The sequence below is a fragment of the Vibrio sp. E14 genome (assembly GCF_020515785.1).
Taxonomy (GTDB): Bacteria; Pseudomonadota; Gammaproteobacteria; order Enterobacterales; family Vibrionaceae; genus Vibrio; species Vibrio diabolicus.
Genome location: NZ_JAHPJI010000003.1, coordinates 356532 through 372633 on the forward strand (window position 1 = coordinate 356532; position 16102 = coordinate 372633).

Consider the following 16102-nt stretch of genomic DNA (forward strand, 5'->3'; position numbering starts at 1 on the left):
CTCCTAAGAGGACATTAATTGGTTGAGTTGTTTCAGCGCTTGTTTGTGAAGCTGACATATACGAGGTGGTGTCAGATCCAATACCAGAGCTATTTCGTGTAAGTTGAGTTCATGTTGATAGAACAGAGTAAGCAGCAATTGATCACGCTTCGGCAATTTGCCTAAAGCGCTATCTAAACTACGACGAATATGCTCATGTTCCATGCCATCATATTGCCCGCCAATATAGCTATCACCACTGCTTTCCATCAGTTGGTCAAGGCTTTGCATCTCTCCCGCAAGGGCGGCATTTTGGCGGTTGTAATAGTCCTGCTCATTCGTCCCCAAGGCTTGGATGATTTCTGCATCCGTAGGCATCCGACCTAAAGAGCGTGTGAGATCTCGAGTCACGTCGTTGAGTTCGTGAGCCTGTTGGCGAGTTTTACGTGAGCGCCAATCTAACCGGCGTAATTCGTCTAAAATTGCACCTCGAACGCGACACACGGCAAAGGCAGGGAAATGAGGATCGTCAACATCGCCGTATCGGCGTCCAGCTTCAACTAGAGCGATAAGGCCAATTTGCTGCATATCTTCAATACTACAGTGAGAAGTGGCATGAACACGTAGCTGGTTAACGACGCGTTTCACCATAACTTGATGACGTTGCAGCAGTGCATTTTCGTCAATTGGGCGTGATGGCGTCGTCACTTCCTCTTCTGTGGTATAGGTGTCTTGTATATTCATGTCTAACATGGTTGTGCTCCGTTATTGCACAACATATTTAGTCAACAAAACATCGTCGATTTCGCGAACGATGTCTGTCTTAGCAAAAGCCAGTAAAAGCGTTTGTTTTACTTCGTTTTGCAGAATATCGATGGCACCCGCTTGCTGTAACTCATCAAATGTTTTGTCGCTAAACAATTTTAATAATGAGTTTTGTACCATTGGCATGTATTCATCAATGTCTTTGATACGCTCAGGACGGCGTGTTTCAATTGCTAGTTCTAGCATGACAAAGTGAGTTTGCTTTTTACCTTTTACGGTTAAAACGACTTTGTCTAAAGGATGGAAGCTAGGACCTTTGCTTGTCGGTTCTTCTGTGACTAAAAATGACAATGGAGAATCATCGATCAAGGAACCAGAGTCAGGTGACTCTTGAGCGTGTTTGTTTAAGTACCAGATTCCGCCCATAATCGTGGCGGCCGAAACGAGGGCGCTGGTGATGATCATGGCGATAAACAGGGCGATCATTTGTTGTTTGGTCATAACCTTTTTCCTCGAGGATTAACTAGGCTTGAGTGTTCAGCCAGTGTTCTGAATAGTTTGTTGTTGTAGTTTGGAATGCACCAGATTCTCGTGCTGCGAAAATAGTGGCGTCTTCTTCATTTGTATGTTGGTCATTGCGACTCTGGCTTTGATCAGAGCCCACGTTGACATCGACATGGACGAAGTTCTGCTCTTGCAGTTCTGTGCGTAGACGTTCAGACACTTGCATTAAAGCTTCTCGTGTTGCGGCTGCATTGGCATTGATGTGCACGCTTAGTCGGTCGCCTTCAACGCGTACAAGTAGATCCAGTTTACCTAAATCCGGTGGGTCGAGGCGGATTTTGGCTTCTTGTACATTTTGTTGCGCTTGAAGAGTCACGCGGTCATGCAGAACTTGCATCATTTGCTCTCCCCATTTCCCAGTACTGGTGTCAACGCGCACAGCCGCCCATTCGGAGCCTTGAGTTTGAATATGACTCGTGGTAATGCCGGTGTTCGGGGCTTGTGGCGTTGGTGTTTGTCCTTGGAGTGGTGAGGCCGTTGGTTGCCCTTGAGCTGGTTGACTCAATAGGGTCTGAAAGTCGGCACTGGAGATTGATAGACGCGAGTTCGATGACATCGGTTGGCTTTGTTGCACCTCTTGTTGCTTTAGAGGGGTGTTTAGCAAGGCGTTATTTGAGTCTTGTGTTGTAGACTTGACGTCGTTAGCTACCGATAAAGGCGGAGTTTTTCCGAACTGACCCGACTGCTTTTCTGCCATAGTGAGCATACTCTGGGTTAGAGCCTGAGCTTGCATAGCAAGATCAGGTGATTCTGTTGAACCCAGTGTACTTGTCAGGTGAGTATCTGCTTCAGAAGCCGAGTGTTCGTCAGTATCCAAACCACGAGCATGCGCTTTTTCTTCGCTGTCCAAAGCTGGAGCGGTAAGATGAAAACTCGGCACGGTTGAAGCTGAGGCGAAACCTTGGCCGTCATACTGGCTATGTTCAGACATAGGGTTATGAGAAAAACCGTGTACAGATCTTGCTTGTTTTATGTTGCCTTCATGGCTAGGTGATGCATTGCCGGATATTTTAGTTGAAGGAGATACGATCATTGAGTTAGCTCCATGGTCATCGCTAATTGATAGGCCATAGCGCGCTCTTGATGGTCATTGACCATGTTCATCTCTTTTTCTAACTCGTTCTTCGACTTTTCTAATCTAGCGAATGCATCAGCATGAACGGTTTTGGCACGTTGAATTTCAGGTGCAAGCTTAGGATCCTTCAAAAAAGGTTTGTGACTGATCAATAGCTCTCGCAACTGCAAGTCATAGCGCTTAAGCGCATGCCAATCTGCTGTTTTTGTAGCGAATTGGATGAGCTGAGATAAATGACGAAATCGCTCTGGCGACACTTTATGCTTGTTGTCCAAAATTCATCCAACCTTCACGAATGTTACCCATTACACGCTCGACATTAACCAAGCGATTCGCATCGTTCTGCACGCTGGCGTAATAAAGCTCAACTTGGCAGAAGTCATACAGCTGGCGTAAGTTTTCAGCAATTTCGCCACCATTCTCATCATCTAGAGCGCTTGTGAGCCCAATCAAGATGTTCATGCATTTGTTGATTCCGTTACCTTTCTCAGCCAAGCGATTCGCAGCCAAATGGCCACGAATACGTTCAACTTCATCAAGTAAGCCATCGATCAACATAATGACTAATTGGTGTGGGTTTGCTGCTGCCGCTTGCGCGTCGAGATCGACTTGTTGGTACGAGTCATAGCCAGAGTCCATAAGCATGAGATATTCTCCTAAAGCCTTAGCCAAACATTGACATGGTTTGGTTCATTTGGGTCATTAATGTATTCATTTGAGTGAACTGTTTTAGGTAACGCTTGTACGACATGTCGTATTTACGCTCTAAAGTAGTTTGTTTATCTGAGATGCGATCAATGTTTGCTTGTAGCGATTCTTTACGAGATTTGAACGCTCCAGAAGAGAATTTGAGGAATGGTTCGACCATAGCATCAATAGAGTCGAGCAAAGCGCCGTCGCCATTGAACATCGCTTCCAAGCCCGCACCGTTGTTTTTTTGTGCCTCGGCAAACTTTTCTTGGTCCACTTTCATTTTGCCATTGCGGTCCAATGTCACACCGATTTCGCTCAAGCGCATGCCGCCGTGCTCACCTCGAACCAGGCTGGTTAACTGGCTTTCAATCGAACGCATAGTTGGATCGCTTGCCAAAGCGCCTCGCTTTTTATCTTCGCCGCCGATTTGCGTGTGCTCATCAATCGCAGATATCAATGTGTTGTAGGCTTCTACGAACTTATTGAGCTGCTCTTTTGTTGCTTCGTCGTCAGCTCCGATACCTAAACCAATAGCGGTTTCTCCTGAGGTTTGAGCCTTGGTAACGGTAATATCTACGCCATCGATAACACCTTCAAACGTATTGCTTGAGTTTGTTAGTTTTAGCCCAGTTCCTTCTGCTCCTAACCAAATCACAGCATCCTGTGGAGCACTTATCTGATTGAGGTTTGTGAATGCATCTTCAAACCAGGCTTGGCCAGTACCAGACGCCGATACGTTGATTTGGTTAGCAACACCAGTTTCAGTGCTTGAAAGCATAAAGTGAGTCTGGCCGTTTGAGCGCACTAAGGTTGCATTTACACCTGGGTTATCGCTGTCGTTATTAATTGCAGTCGCTAAGTCACTTATTGTTGCTGTACCATCACCGTCGGTATCGACTGTTGATAGATCAAGTGTCATCGTTTCACCGTTGATGGTGAATTCGAGAGTTCCTGAAGTCGGAACCTCTGTAGTGGCGTCAAGGTCTGCAGGCATGCCTGTAGAGACTTGATGTGATGTTGCAACTTGTTCAACGAAAATCTGGTAGCTACCGGATAGCGCTTTTGCGTCAGCATTAGCTGTAAAGTAACCTTCTTGAGAAATGCTTGTTGAGTTTTTAATGATGCTGCTAGTACTGCTGTTCATCTCTTTGAGAGCAGTTCGGAACTCACGCATTGCACTTTCAACTTTGCCCAAGGCAGATAACTGAGATTGGTATTTATCGGCTTGTAGCTGATAGCGCTGTTTAAATGGTTGAACGTCGTACGTAGCCAACTTAGTTGCCATGGATATTGGATCTAATGAACTCACGAGCTTATTCCCTCTCTCATCGGTAATTGGCGTAACTCTATGCCTGGAATATATGTCTTATCGCAAGATACGTGCCCAATTAAAATGAGCTTTTAAAACATAAACTTACGATGTTATTTGGATTTGAGAGGAAGTAGATTTTCCACCTAGTGTGTTCCGCCTTCCTCTAGAAAACATCTAGTGTTTCCTTATAAGACAAGGCGACTAAAAAACTAAATTATTTAATCCACTTTAGGGGGAGGGAGTTTAAGTAAACTATCAATAGTGCGGTATTTTAGGTTCTTCCTGCTATTTTATTGGGACTATTCCTACATAGTGGAATGTCGCTTTTTGGTATCTTTAACTTGGTATGTATTTGGTGTTTGAAGATATTTTTCCAACGTTAGTTTTACACTTAGATAAGAACGGCAGAAATGAATGAATTTGTTTTGCGGCTGATGAAATGTGCTCGATCTTACGAAACGTTTATTAGTGCTAAGTTACTGAGCAAACAAAATATTAATTCAGATGAACTAGCAAGTCTCCTACAAGAAGCGATATCCAAGTTCCCTGAGTTGAAAACATATCAGCAAGGACAGGGAAGCGAGACAGTTGAGTTGGAGCTATTTAATAAAGTGCTTCATAATATAATGCGGAAAATAGGTTTTAGAGTACCGGAAGAGCAACGTGGGAATAAAAGCTATATTTATATTCGCAGGTGATAAAAAAGCCTCCCATAGGGAGGCTTTTTATTTTGGTATATTTTATTTCTAGTTCGTTATTAACGAAGTAGAGACATTGCCATACCAGGTAGCTGGTTAGTTTGAGACAGAACTGTCGTACCAGCTTGCATTAGCATTTGGTTCTTAGTCATGTTTGAAGATTCTACAGCGAAATCTGCGTCCATGATACGGCCTTTAGCAGCAGAAGTATTCTCAACCATGTTACCCAGGTTAGTCATAGTGTGCTCAAGACGGTTGATGTTCGCACCAAATTGAGCACGAGTAGCACCGATATCTTCCACTAGACCAGCTGCGCCACTGATTTTATCAAGAGCTGCTTTCGCTTTAGTTGTATCACCGATACCGTCTGTGATTGCTGCGTCAGCAAGAGTCGCTGCAACTTTCTGGATGCTTGCAGATGCGTCAACATCTAGAGTTTCAGCAGAAGAAGCACCGATTTGGAAGGTAACTGCACCAGCTTCAAAACCACCACCAGTTGCTAGTAGTTTTTGGCCACCAAAAGAGGTGTTGTCCACGATGTTCTTTAGTTCAGCTGTAAGCTGTTTAAATTCTGCGTCCATTGCCGCGCGGTCTTTATCGCTGTTTGAACCGTTCAAAGACTGTGTTGCTAGGTCGTTCATACGGTATGTGATGTTAGTCATCTCATCCATTGCGCCTTCAGCTGTTTGCATCATAGAGATGCCGTCTTGAGCGTTACGCATTGCTACTGACATACCACGCGTTTGTGCTTCTAGACGGTTAGCAATTTGAAGACCAGCAGCGTCATCTGCAGCTGAGTTTACACGGTAGCCTGTGCTTAGACGTTCCATTGCGGTGTTTAGAAGACCGCTTGTGTTGTTCAGAGTGTTTTGAGTTACAAGCGATGCGTAGTTAGTGTGCATTGATAAAGCCATCTTAGTCTCCTTAGTTAGTCACTATATCTTTCAGGCCTCGGGATATTCCCTAGTCACTAACTAGAGGCGGTCGGTCAGCTTTAATGATTAATTTGAAAATTAAAAAATTCCTAAAAAAGATCAAAATTGATGATTTTTAGTGACTTGTATTCCATGAAAATACAGATATAACATCAAATAACCTGAATAAGCCTGACTTAATCAGGGAAGCAGTCATCTATCAATATTGTCGTTCTTCGTTATAAATAAAAAAACAGCGCGAATAATTCGCGCTGTTTTATAAAGATTAATAGTTAGGATTCTGTCATTCCTCACCAAAAGATTGAAAAGAGAGGGAGGTCGGGATGTCACTGAAATAACCAAAGTAATAATTGGCCCCTAACAAGCGATAGCGGTTTAGCTCTGTTTGGCTCGCTACCCGCCCGGCTACCCAAGGGTATTTGTGCTTTCTTAAGAACTTAGCAATCGGTAGGAAAGCATGTCTTTCTTCTTTATCCTCTAATGTGACCGATAGTTTGATCATATCGGGGCTAAAGTCAGCGACTCGCTCGAAGTTCACTTGTGATGTCGCGACTTCAAACCAAAGTGAGTAGGCGTTTTCTCTTAACTTCTCTATCAGCGCTGAGACTTTATCATAGGCGCATAGCGTTTTGTCTGCTTGAAGAGAAGGAATCACATGTTGAAAAGCGGAAGAGTGAAACTGAATCATCTGTTCGAGAAAGTATATGCCTGGTTCCCATAGTAATGCGTCAATTCTTATCGGCACGACGACGTTACTGATTAAGTCGGGATGAAAGGCTTCTAGCTGAAACTGTGTTTGTCGCAATGCGAGATAAAGGCTGAACAAATCTAGGCAGTACTGCATTTGTTCAGAGAGTTCGAATTGATAGACGCTTTGTTCTCCACGCGTGCCAAATCTCAACGTTAGGTGTTGGAATTCTACCTCGCCTGATTGAGTCTCGCGAATGGCTTGGCACGCGTGTTGAATGTCATTGTGCTTTAAAGCATCAAATACTAATTGATCGTCATCCGTGACGATATGTTGTACTGCGAGACCAACCAAATGTTCGTACATCGCATGTGTTGAAATAAGATTAACCAAGGTTTCCTACCACATTGATTTGTTTGTTTTCTGGAATTTCGTTGTAAGACAATACTGCCAGTCCTTGCGTAAATGTGCGTGCGTAACGAGCCAGAAGTGGACGTAACTGAGGCATAACGAGAAGAATCGGAGGTAATCCCTGTTGTTTGAGCTGTTGTCTTATCAGTGGCAAGTTTTGTTGGAACTGACCAAGAATATTCGGCTCAATTGGGAAGCTGTCTAACATTACTGTACCAGAAGATTGTGCTTGTTGTAGCGAAGTCAGTAGCATTTGTTCTAGTTCATCAGAGAGAGCATAGACATTTAATTCGTTTTTCTGTCCCGCAATCAGGTTTACGAGCGTGCGTTTTAGTGCGCAACGCACATCAGATGCCAGTAAAATCGGGTCTTTAGTGTTTTCTGCGGATTCCAACATCGTGTTAGCAATCGTGCGAATATCTTTTAGTGGCACTTGGTCTAGTAACAACTGGCGATATACTTTGAGTTGCTGCGCAGGGTTAAGTGCCGCGGCTAGGGCTTCGGCTAACTTCGGTGCTTGCTGTGTCAAACGTTGCGTCATGGCTTCAACATCGTCGTGCGTAAACAACTCAGCAAGGTTTGTTTTCATTATCTTGCTAATATGAGTCGCGATGACCGTGCCATCATCGACCACTTGATAACCCATGTTCAGCGCTTTCGCTTTGTCTTGATGTTCAATCCACACTGCTGGTAATTGGTAAGCAGGATCACTGCCCAAAATACCATCTACTTCACCGTACGTTTCGCCGACTGCAATCGCCATCAAACGTTCTGGCTCGATAAAGCCTTGTTCGATCACTTCGCCATTGAGAGAAATTGTATACTGATTCGGTTTAAGGCTTAGGTTGTCTCGAATACGCACCTCTGGTAATAAAAAGCCGACTTGTTCAGATAGGTTACGGCGCACACCGCGAATACGCTGTGATAAAGGTGCACCTTGTTCTTTGTTGACTAGGTGAACGAGACGGTAACCCAGGGAAAGCGACAACGTTTGAACATGAGGAATATCTTCCCACGTAAGTGGTGTATCGTCCTCTTGCATGGCTTGTGAAAGTGCTTCGACCTCCTCGATTTGGGAGTCCTGCACGGGCTTTTTCGTTTGACGCCAACCCGCGAAAGCTAAAGCACCCGCGAAAGCAAAAAAGGCCAAATGTGGCATGCCTGGTACCATGCCTATCACAGCCATGATGCCTGCGACGGTAAACAGTGTCGCCGGGGTTGCCAGCAATTGTTTTTGCATGGTTTCCGACATGCCATTATCGCTATCATTAATTCGCGTAACGATAATCGCTGCAGCCGTTGCCAATAGAAGTGACGGAATTTGAGCTACTAAGCCATCACCGATTGTAAGTAGTGCGTAGGTTTTAAAGGCGTCAGATGCTGCGAGTCCATGTTCAAAGACGCCGATGCTGATACCACCAATGATGTTGATAAACAGAATCAGCAAACCAGCGATAGCATCGCCTCGCACAAACTTTGAGGCACCGTCCATCGAGCCGTGGAAATCGGCTTCGTTAGCGACTTCTTTACGACGCAATCGAGCGGTTTCCTGATCGATAAGACCTGCATTTAAGTCGGCATCAATCGCCATCTGTTTGCCCGGTAAGGCATCCAAAGTAAAGCGCGCTGACACCTCAGAGATACGTTCGCCACCTTTGGTAATTACGACGAAGTTGATGATCATCAAGATAACAAACACCACCATACCAACGACGTAGTTACCGCCAATAACGACTTCACCGAACGCTTGGATGACTTTACCTGCCGCATCCCCCCCATTATGTCCTTCTAGGAGTACGATTCGTGTGGAAGCGACGTTTAGTGTAAGACGCAATAATGTCGCGACTAACAAAATCGTTGGAAAAACTGAGAAGTCTAATGGTCGCTTTGCGGTAGTGCTGACCAGCAATACTAGGATTGCCAAGACGATATTGAAGGTAAATAACGCATCCAATAGCAGGGGAGGCAAAGGTAAAATCACCATTGCCAAAATCATTAGCAAGACAATTGGAATGCCAATGTAGCCTTTGGTTGATGTTTGAAGTTGTTTTAACCGGTTAAGCATACTTTCGTGTCCTTGGATAAACGCGGGTTAATCAGTGCTGCAAATGCTTTGGAATCGAAAAATGAGGCAAAGGAGTTGGCTCTTTTCCTTCACCTTTACGGAAGGCTTTCAATTGCAAAACGTAAGTAAGAATATGTGCCACGGCAATGTACAGTTGGCTTGGGATTGCTTGTTCAATCGCCGTGGTGTGATAGATCGAACGAGTCAACGGTGGTGAGTTGATGATCTCCACCTTGTTTTCTCGGGCGATTCGTTGAATGTGCATGGCTGTTTCGTCTACGCCTTTTGCAACCACAAATGGAGCATCAGAAAGTGAAGGTTCGTACTTCAGAGCGACAGCGTAGTGAGTTGGGTTAGTGATGATCACGTCAGCCGTTGGTACCATCTTATCGATTTTACGGCGTGCAAACTGCTGTTGAATTTGACGGATTCGCTGCTTTACTTCTGGGCGGCCTTCGTTGTTCTTGAACTCCTCCTTCAGCTCTTGTTTGGTCATACGCAGCTCTTTTAGGTGCTCCCAACGTTGGTAGGGAATGTCTACAACACCAAATAACAATAACGCAAACCCCATCAACAATAAGCCTTCAAAGAGAATAGACATCACCAGGGAAAAGCCTTGGCTTAAAGGTAAGTTTTGCATACCTAGCAGAGGCTGTAAGTGGTTGTCTAAATAGCCATATAAGATGCCGAAAATAACGGCTACTTTGAATGTGGACTTTAAGAGCTCAACCACTGAGCGTGTCGAAAAAATGCGCTTTATCCCACTTAAAGGATTAATTTTGCTCAGCTTTGGCATAACGTTTGCCGGACGGAACATCCAACCGCCTAGTACAAGGCTGCTACCACAGGTCACGATAATAATGACGGTAAACAACGGCAATAGCATGTCGATGATTACCGCTAAACTTTGTCCCAATTGCTCGACAAGCTGTTTCGGGTTTTCTAAGTCGGCTCGCGTCAGCATCATGTTGTAGCGAAAAATACCTGACATACTTTCCCAAATGCTATTGAGCTGAGAGTAAAAGTAGAGCGCCACCGCTAGAAATATCACCGCAGTAGTAAACTCTTTAGCACGAGGAATTTGTCCTTCCTGACGTGCTTTTTTTACTTTCTGCGGCGAGGCTTTTTCAGTTTTGTCCTGAGACGATTGATCGCTCATGCTCCCCCCAACATAAAGTTACTCAAGTGTCTGATGGTGTCGTGCACAAGTGCGGTGTAGCGACCCGGCACACCAGATACTGAAATTAATACGCTGAACAGGCCAAGAAGCATCGTCATTGGAAAACCTAATGCATACACGTTGAGTGAGGGGGCGGCGCGATTCATCACACCAAAACTTATGTTGGCTAAGAGCATTGAAACAATAGCAGGCAACGCTAGTGCTAAAGCAGAGGCAAACATCCAGCCGAAAATATTTACAACGCCTTGCAGAGAAAGCGATGTGATGCCAGAACCGACCGGCCACACGACAAAACTTTGAATCACGATATCAATGACGAGCAAGTGTCCTTCTAGCGCGAGAAATAACAAGGTTGAAAATATAAGAAATATGCGGCCCAAAATGGCGACGGAAAGTCCGTTGATAGGATCATTCATCATTGCCATACCCAATCCCATTTGCAGAGAAACGACCTGACCAAGCATGGTGAAAACGTTAAAGAGCATGTGCAAAATTAACCCAAACATCACGCCCCAAATCGCTTGCTCAAAAGCAAGGAATAGAGACGTCATGGAGAATAATTCGACTTGTGGCATTGGTGGCATCAATGGTGCGGTAATCACGACGATCGAAAGTGCCAGTAAGGTACGGATCCAAACGGGAATGATTGCATCACCAAAGAAGGGCATCGAAATAAATACGGCTCCCACACGAAAAAACGGCCACCAGAGTTGACCGAGTATCGCTGAGAGCTCTGCAAATGTGATGGCCATTAGCCAATCATCCCCGGTATGTTGTGGAATAAGAAATCAAACAGTTCCATGATTTTTCGGAGCATCCAATGACCCGCAAAAATCACCATCAATAGCGTAACGAGCAAACGTGGTAAAAAGCTGAGTGTTTGCTCGTTGATTTGTGTGGCGGCCTGGAAAACGGCGATACACAAACCGACAATTAAGCCAGGAACAACCAGTACCGCAACCATTAAAATGATCAGCCATACTGCATCGGAAAATAACGTTACGGTTAGTTCAGGGGTCATAGCATGCTCCTATTTAACCGAAACTGGCAGATAATGTGCCAACCGTCATTGCCCAGCCATCCACGAGTACAAACACTACCAGTTTAAAAGGGAGTGAAACAATCAAAGGCGATAGCATCATCATACCCATTGCCATGAGCACACTGGCGACAACCAAGTCGATAACTAAGAAGGGGATGAAGAGCATAAAGCCAATTTGAAAGGCGGTTTTTAGTTCACTGATGACAAACGCAGGCAAGACAACCGCAAACGAAATATCTTCAACGTTTTGGTCGAGTGGTTCATTGGCAATACGCAGCATTTGCTCAAGAGAGCTTTGATGAGTTTGTGCCAGCATGAACTCTCTCACTGGTTTCTCTGCTACAGAGAATGCTTGTATTAGCGTGATTTCACCATTGTCATACGGTTGAAATGCATTTTCATGAATATCGCTCCAAACAGGTCGCATGATCAGCAAGGTCAATGCCAAAGCAATCCCAACCAATACGCGGTTAGGAGGACTTTGTTGAAGACCAAGGGCTTGGCGCAAAATCGCGAGGACGACGATAATCCGAGTAAAGCTCGTTGCCATCAGAATGAATGCTGGAAGAAAACTGAGCGCCGTCATCAACAACAGAATTTGCAATTTAACGCTGTATTCTTGCTGTGTGTCGCCATCAGAAACGGACAAGATAGTTAAGCCGTTGTCTGCCGCCATGGTTGGGAAAGCAAACAAAAGTGACACCAGTACCAAAAGAGGTAACCAACGGTGCCAAGCGCTCAGATTTTTCATTGTGATGCCTACCTAAGATTATTGACCAACGCCACTCAATGCCGAGTCATGTACATCGATCAGACGAAGTCCGTACTTATCATTAACGACGACGACTTCAGCGTGACCCATTAGAGAGCCGTTTACCTTTACGTCTAAAGGCTCACCATTGAGCTTTTCCAGTTCGATAACCGTGCCTTCTCCGGCTTTCATTAAGTCCCCAAGTGGGATTTCTTTGCTTGCAACTTCCAGCGTGACAGTGACGGGAATACTTTTGAAAAAGCTAAGATCACGTTCCGCAGTTGCTGGTTCTTGTTGGAGCGTACTTTCAGCTTCAAAGTCTTCTAATTGAAAGTCGTCAAAGTTCAATTCTTCTGCGTCGAATGCATTCGTTTCTGGCGCTTCGCTCATCGCTGCGGTTCCTTATCAGGGTTAAAGATCAAAACAAGTTGGCCGTCTTGCTCAGCAATACGACCTGTAAATAAAGATTGGTTACCAATGCTGACTGGAACCGTATTAAGAAGCTCAATTGGTAAAATATCGTTAGGTTGTAAGCCAACAACGTCGCTCAACGGTATCTTCTTTTTACTTAAAACAACATTCAGTCGAACAGGCGTTGCCTCTAAAGAGCGACAGAATGGTTGGTACAAATCCGTATCGGGCTGCAGTTCAAGCTGCTCGATCAGTGTTTGAATAAGGTGGCTATCTAGTTTGAGATGAATTGAGCCTTGGTGATCGTCAAACGCGATGTTTAATTGCACGTTAATTCCAATCCCTCGGGGCGCTTCGTACTCACCCATTTCCCACATCTCACCTGGTGCAAGCCAACCAATAATGATACGACTGATTCGCTCTTGTAAGCGGAGGTCACTTGCTGTCAGTGTTGTTGCTGAACGCTCAGTGCTGGCGCCATAGAACCGATCTGCCAGTTTTATTAACGTGTGAGAATCTCCATGAACAAATACCATTCCGCCTTCTTGGTGTTGATAGGTTGACGTTTGGTCTTTATCCATTTTTATCGGTGTAAAGCGATGCAAGTCTACAGAGGTTAAGCTAGCTTCCACTTTACTCGTACTGAGCCAATTTTGTAATTCAATCGTAAGGCTGGAACAAGACTCTGAAATCAAGCCTTCAAGCTTTTCACGAATGATATGAATAGGTTTGCCTAATAATTCTACATCAAGTAGTTGAATATCAGAAATAGGCTCGCTAACTCTATTTTCCATTTATATTTTACCGTGCGTTAACAATCGAAACTGTTTTAACTTAATGGCGTGTAGTCTACACAGAAATTTTAATGATCTTTTAGTTTCAAACTCTAAGATTGTGACTTTAGTTCACATGTTGCCTTGAGCATATAGTCTTAATCTTTTAATAAAATTTAAAAAGGGTTAGTTTCCTTTATAAATTGCTTAATAAGAAAATATAAAAATATTAAGCGTTTTTTAGTTGTTATTAACTTTTTAAAACCATCTTCATGGTGTAACGGCTAATTTAGATAATTAAAATATAAGACATTGTTTTTAAAGCTTAAATCTTTATTTTTAAGGTTTGGCTATGCTCTTGTGAGTATTTTGTAACCAGTTTCAATATTCAGAATAGGTAATTAACATGATTAGCTATGCCAGTTATCACGGCTTAGTGGCATATTTAATTAAATTGATAAGGTCATGGAATTGTAAGATATACATGAACCCTAACGGTTTAATAAATTGTAAAATATTTATTTTTGTCAGTTTGCTAGTGTCTAAGGTGACATATTCAGGTGAGGTTGTGACCATCCCCATGGACCTTTCAAAGTGGACATATAAAGGAAACAACTTTGAATGCAACTTATTGCACTCAAGCACGCCGTATGGGAAGTTTTATTTCCGTTCGGAACCTAACAATAAAACTTATTTTATTTCCGATATACATTATGAAAATAATAAATGGAAAACGATTGCTCTAATAAGTCAAAGTGCCCCTTGGTCTAGTGAGCTTTATAGAAAAGAGTTTGCCACCCTTGATTTTACTAAGCCATCCCAACGATTTGTCTTCAGCAAAGGTGCTGATGAACTCATGGATTTAATTGCTACTGGTAATTGGGTGACGTTGTCACTAAAGGGAAGTAATGCTTCCTCTTTGTCAGAGATTGTGATTCCGACTATTCAAATTCAAAACGCGCTCAAGTCATTTAATGCCTGTCGAGCGCGTTTGCCTAAGCTTTCGTTTTCAGAGGCACGAAATCTTGTTCTGTCTTTTGACTTTGGTCAGAAGGCGCTAAGTCGTAAGCAGCAAGAAACGCTCGCAGCGTTAAATAGCTATGTATCTGTTGATGATCGTGTGACCAAGATTTTAATTGACGGCCACACGGATAACGTTGGTTCTAGTTTGGCGAACCTTTCAGTATCACGTACTAGAGCAGAGCAAGTTTCCGAGGCCTTAGTTGAACTTGGTATTGATAAATCGATGATCGAAACAAGAGCGCATGGTTCTCGTTACCCAATTGCCAGCAATAATTCGACGAAGGGCCAAGCGAAAAATCGACGTGTAACGTTGCGCCTAGTTAGAGATAACGAGCGAACGGCAGTGAAACACCACCCTGATGTACAACAACAAAATCAACAAACGAAAGTTAAGGTTCAATGATGACGAAAACGAAAATTTTGTTGGTTGAGCCGAATGAAGCTCTTGCTCAACCAGTATTGGATGTGTTGCAAAATGCAGGTTACACCGCAAAACACACCCGTACTGGCCGAGGCGCATTACTTGAAGAGCGAGCAGAAATCACTCTTGTGAGCTCTACTTTACCGGATATGTGTGTCCGCGAGTTTGTTGCTTGCCACCAAAAGCAACGTAACTCTGGTGTTGTTATCGCTATTGTCGATCAAGAGCAGGGAATCTTGGCGGCTGAGACGATGAAATCGGGAGCAACCGATTATCTATTACGCCCATTTGAAGCGAATCAGCTGCTCAATTTACTGAAGCGCGTTGAAGCGTTAGGTAAGCCAATGGCCAACATTGTTGCGGAATCTTGGCGAAGCAAGCAGGTACTGCAATTGGCGCATCGTGCCGCTTGCACCAGCGCCAGTGTGTTAATTACAGGCGAATCGGGAACGGGTAAAGAAGTGCTGGCTCGATATGTGCATGAGCACTCTCCACGTATTGATGGTCCATTTGTGGCGGTTAACTGCGCCGCCATTCCAGAGTCGATGCTAGAAGCGGTTCTATTTGGTCATGTAAAAGGTGCCTTCACAGGAGCGACTAACTCTCAAAGCGGTAAGTTTGAAGAAGCGAATGGCGGGACGATTTTGCTAGATGAAATCGGTGAAATGTCCCCTGCAGTTCAAGCCAAGTTATTACGCGTTCTTCAAGAGCGTGAAGTGGAGCGTGTAGGTAGCCACAAGGCGGTGAAGCTTGATATTCGTGTTATTGCGGCAACCAATAAAGACTTACGTGAAGAAGTTCAAAAAGGCACATTCCGTGAAGACCTTTATTACCGATTGGATGTTTTGCCTCTGCACTGGCCGCCTTTGCGTGAAAGAAAAGAAGACATTTTACCGATCAGCCAATTCTTTATTGAAAAGTATCAAGATAGCAGTCGCTGTCATCTATCCCAAGATGCGATCAGTGCGCTGAGTCAGTATCACTGGCCAGGCAATATTCGCGAGTTGGAAAATGTCATTCAGCGTGCATTGGTCATGCGTCATGGTGACTACATTACTGCCCATGATCTGATGCTGCCTATTGAACTTGTTGCGCCAGTTCCATCCGCTGAGCCAGCTTCAAGCTTTGGTCATGTAGAAGCGAAGAAGCAGGCCGAATATCAATTTATTTTAGAAAAATTACGTCAGTTTGGTGGAAACCGAACGAAAACCGCAAACGCGCTTGGAGTATCAACTCGAGCGCTACGCTACAAACTCGCAGCCATGCGAGAACATGGTATTGATTTACAGTCGGCACTAGGCTCGGCTGCCTAATAG

18 protein-coding genes are annotated in these 16102 nt (G+C 44.2%); 3 read left to right on the forward strand and 15 right to left on the reverse strand.

Going from position 1 to position 16102, the window contains the following annotated elements:
* Positions 1 to 3: 3 nt before the first annotated feature.
* The 6 genes from LIX84_RS11060 to fliD are packed head-to-tail and all read right to left on the reverse strand — an operon-like array spanning position 4 to position 4385.
* On the reverse strand, positions 4 to 732 hold the full coding sequence (locus LIX84_RS11060) for a FliA/WhiG family RNA polymerase sigma factor (protein WP_005396579.1): 729 nt from the start codon (positions 730 to 732) through the stop codon (positions 4 to 6).
* 12 nt (positions 733 to 744) lie between these two features.
* Positions 745 to 1245, reverse strand: a complete 501-nt coding sequence (locus LIX84_RS11065) for a flagellar basal body-associated FliL family protein (RefSeq protein ID WP_005398533.1) — start codon at positions 1243 to 1245, stop codon at positions 745 to 747.
* Between the two features lie 22 nt (positions 1246 to 1267).
* Positions 1268 to 2341 carry a flagellar hook-length control protein FliK gene (locus LIX84_RS11070; RefSeq protein WP_226421312.1) on the reverse strand — a complete coding sequence of 358 codons (1074 nt, stop codon included), beginning with the start codon at positions 2339 to 2341 and terminating at the stop codon, positions 1268 to 1270.
* Positions 2338 to 2658 (reverse strand): hypothetical protein, encoded by a 321-nt coding sequence (locus LIX84_RS11075; protein ID WP_005398525.1) that lies wholly within the window; start codon positions 2656 to 2658, stop codon positions 2338 to 2340. Before LIX84_RS11075 ends, LIX84_RS11070 begins: the two co-directional genes overlap by 4 nt.
* Positions 2642 to 3028 (reverse strand): flagellar export chaperone FliS, encoded by a 387-nt coding sequence (fliS, locus tag LIX84_RS11080; RefSeq protein ID WP_005375014.1) that lies wholly within the window; start codon positions 3026 to 3028, stop codon positions 2642 to 2644. The genes LIX84_RS11075 and fliS overlap by 17 nt, the downstream gene beginning before the upstream one ends.
* A 19-nt stretch (positions 3029 to 3047) precedes the next feature.
* Positions 3048 to 4385, reverse strand: a complete 1338-nt coding sequence (fliD, locus tag LIX84_RS11085; protein ID WP_104970451.1) for a flagellar filament capping protein FliD — start codon at positions 4383 to 4385, stop codon at positions 3048 to 3050.
* A 413-nt stretch (positions 4386 to 4798) separates the two neighbouring features.
* On the opposite strand from fliD, the gene LIX84_RS11090 reads away from it, so the two are divergent.
* Positions 4799 to 5086 (forward strand): hypothetical protein, encoded by a 288-nt coding sequence (locus LIX84_RS11090; protein ID WP_226421313.1) that lies wholly within the window; start codon positions 4799 to 4801, stop codon positions 5084 to 5086.
* Between the two features lie 59 nt (positions 5087 to 5145).
* Here the strand turns inward: LIX84_RS11090 and lafA are convergent, their stop codons facing one another.
* The 9 genes from lafA to LIX84_RS11135 form a co-directional block, all read right to left on the reverse strand.
* The gene (lafA, locus tag LIX84_RS11095; protein WP_053807553.1) at positions 5146 to 6000 is read right to left on the reverse strand and encodes a lateral flagellin LafA; all 855 of its coding nucleotides are present in this window, start codon (positions 5998 to 6000) and stop codon (positions 5146 to 5148) included.
* A gap of 304 nt (positions 6001 to 6304) precedes the next feature.
* The gene (locus LIX84_RS11100; protein ID WP_046875750.1) at positions 6305 to 7075 is read right to left on the reverse strand and encodes an EAL domain-containing protein; all 771 of its coding nucleotides are present in this window, start codon (positions 7073 to 7075) and stop codon (positions 6305 to 6307) included.
* Between the two features lie 19 nt (positions 7076 to 7094).
* Positions 7095 to 9185, reverse strand: a complete 2091-nt coding sequence (flhA, locus tag LIX84_RS11105; protein ID WP_006741984.1) for a flagellar biosynthesis protein FlhA — start codon at positions 9183 to 9185, stop codon at positions 7095 to 7097.
* Positions 9186 to 9216: 31 nt separating this feature from the next.
* Positions 9217 to 10344: a flagellar biosynthesis protein FlhB gene (flhB, locus tag LIX84_RS11110; protein WP_006741983.1), complete on the reverse strand. Its 1128-nt coding sequence runs from the start codon at positions 10342 to 10344 to the stop codon at positions 9217 to 9219.
* A complete protein-coding gene (gene fliR, locus LIX84_RS11115; RefSeq protein WP_006741982.1) occupies positions 10341 to 11117 on the reverse strand; it encodes a flagellar biosynthetic protein FliR in 777 nt (258 codons plus the stop codon). Before fliR ends, flhB begins: the two co-directional genes overlap by 4 nt.
* Positions 11117 to 11386: a flagellar biosynthesis protein FliQ gene (gene fliQ / locus LIX84_RS11120; RefSeq protein ID WP_005375036.1), complete on the reverse strand. Its 270-nt coding sequence runs from the start codon at positions 11384 to 11386 to the stop codon at positions 11117 to 11119. Before fliQ ends, fliR begins: the two co-directional genes overlap by 1 nt.
* Before the next feature lie 13 nt (positions 11387 to 11399).
* A complete protein-coding gene (fliP, locus tag LIX84_RS11125) occupies positions 11400 to 12158 on the reverse strand; it encodes a flagellar type III secretion system pore protein FliP (protein ID WP_005398045.1) in 759 nt (252 codons plus the stop codon).
* A gap of 18 nt (positions 12159 to 12176) precedes the next feature.
* Positions 12177 to 12548 carry a flagellar motor switch protein FliN gene (gene fliN, locus LIX84_RS11130; protein ID WP_005398044.1) on the reverse strand — a complete coding sequence of 124 codons (372 nt, stop codon included), beginning with the start codon at positions 12546 to 12548 and terminating at the stop codon, positions 12177 to 12179.
* Complete coding sequence (locus LIX84_RS11135; RefSeq protein WP_226421314.1) at positions 12545 to 13363, reverse strand: FliM/FliN family flagellar motor switch protein; 819 nt, start codon at positions 13361 to 13363, stop codon at positions 12545 to 12547. Before LIX84_RS11135 ends, fliN begins: the two co-directional genes overlap by 4 nt.
* Positions 13364 to 13748: 385 nt before the next feature.
* Between LIX84_RS11135 and LIX84_RS11140 the strand changes: the two genes are divergently transcribed.
* Both LIX84_RS11140 and LIX84_RS11145 read left to right on the forward strand, forming a co-directional pair.
* Positions 13749 to 14768, forward strand: coding sequence for a MotY family protein (locus LIX84_RS11140; protein WP_226421315.1), 1020 nt, complete (start codon positions 13749 to 13751; stop codon positions 14766 to 14768).
* Entirely contained in the window at positions 14768 to 16099 is a 1332-nt protein-coding gene (locus tag LIX84_RS11145; RefSeq protein ID WP_006741978.1) for a sigma-54 interaction domain-containing protein, read from the forward strand. The genes LIX84_RS11140 and LIX84_RS11145 overlap by 1 nt, the downstream gene beginning before the upstream one ends.
* The last annotated feature ends 3 nt before the right edge of the window (positions 16100 to 16102 follow it).

Excerpts from the sequence above, each read along its gene's own strand:
- lafA (WP_053807553.1), bottom strand. The coding sequence starts at position 6,000 with ATGGCTTTATCAATGCACACTAACTACGCATCGCTTGTAACTCAAAAC.
- fliN (WP_005398044.1), bottom strand. The coding sequence starts at position 12,548 with ATGAGCGAAGCGCCAGAAACGAATGCATTCGACGCAGAAGAATTGAAC.
- fliS (WP_005375014.1), bottom strand. The coding sequence starts at position 3,028 with ATGCTTATGGACTCTGGCTATGACTCGTACCAACAAGTCGATCTCGAC.
- flhB (WP_006741983.1), bottom strand. The coding sequence starts at position 10,344 with ATGAGCGATCAATCGTCTCAGGACAAAACTGAAAAAGCCTCGCCGCAG.
- fliP (WP_005398045.1), bottom strand. The coding sequence starts at position 12,158 with ATGAAAAATCTGAGCGCTTGGCACCGTTGGTTACCTCTTTTGGTACTG.
- LIX84_RS11070 (WP_226421312.1), bottom strand. The coding sequence starts at position 2,341 with ATGATCGTATCTCCTTCAACTAAAATATCCGGCAATGCATCACCTAGC.
- LIX84_RS11145 (WP_006741978.1), top strand. The coding sequence starts at position 14,768 with ATGACGAAAACGAAAATTTTGTTGGTTGAGCCGAATGAAGCTCTTGCT.
- flhA (WP_006741984.1), bottom strand. The coding sequence starts at position 9,185 with ATGCTTAACCGGTTAAAACAACTTCAAACATCAACCAAAGGCTACATT.
- LIX84_RS11065 (WP_005398533.1), bottom strand. The coding sequence starts at position 1,245 with ATGACCAAACAACAAATGATCGCCCTGTTTATCGCCATGATCATCACC.
- LIX84_RS11135 (WP_226421314.1), bottom strand. The coding sequence starts at position 13,363 with ATGGAAAATAGAGTTAGCGAGCCTATTTCTGATATTCAACTACTTGAT.
- LIX84_RS11060 (WP_005396579.1), bottom strand. The coding sequence starts at position 732 with ATGTTAGACATGAATATACAAGACACCTATACCACAGAAGAGGAAGTG.
- LIX84_RS11140 (WP_226421315.1), top strand. The coding sequence starts at position 13,749 with ATGATTAGCTATGCCAGTTATCACGGCTTAGTGGCATATTTAATTAAA.
- LIX84_RS11100 (WP_046875750.1), bottom strand. The coding sequence starts at position 7,075 with ATGTACGAACATTTGGTTGGTCTCGCAGTACAACATATCGTCACGGAT.
- fliR (WP_006741982.1), bottom strand. The coding sequence starts at position 11,117 with ATGGCCATCACATTTGCAGAGCTCTCAGCGATACTCGGTCAACTCTGG.
- fliQ (WP_005375036.1), bottom strand. The coding sequence starts at position 11,386 with ATGACCCCTGAACTAACCGTAACGTTATTTTCCGATGCAGTATGGCTG.
- LIX84_RS11090 (WP_226421313.1), top strand. The coding sequence starts at position 4,799 with ATGAATGAATTTGTTTTGCGGCTGATGAAATGTGCTCGATCTTACGAA.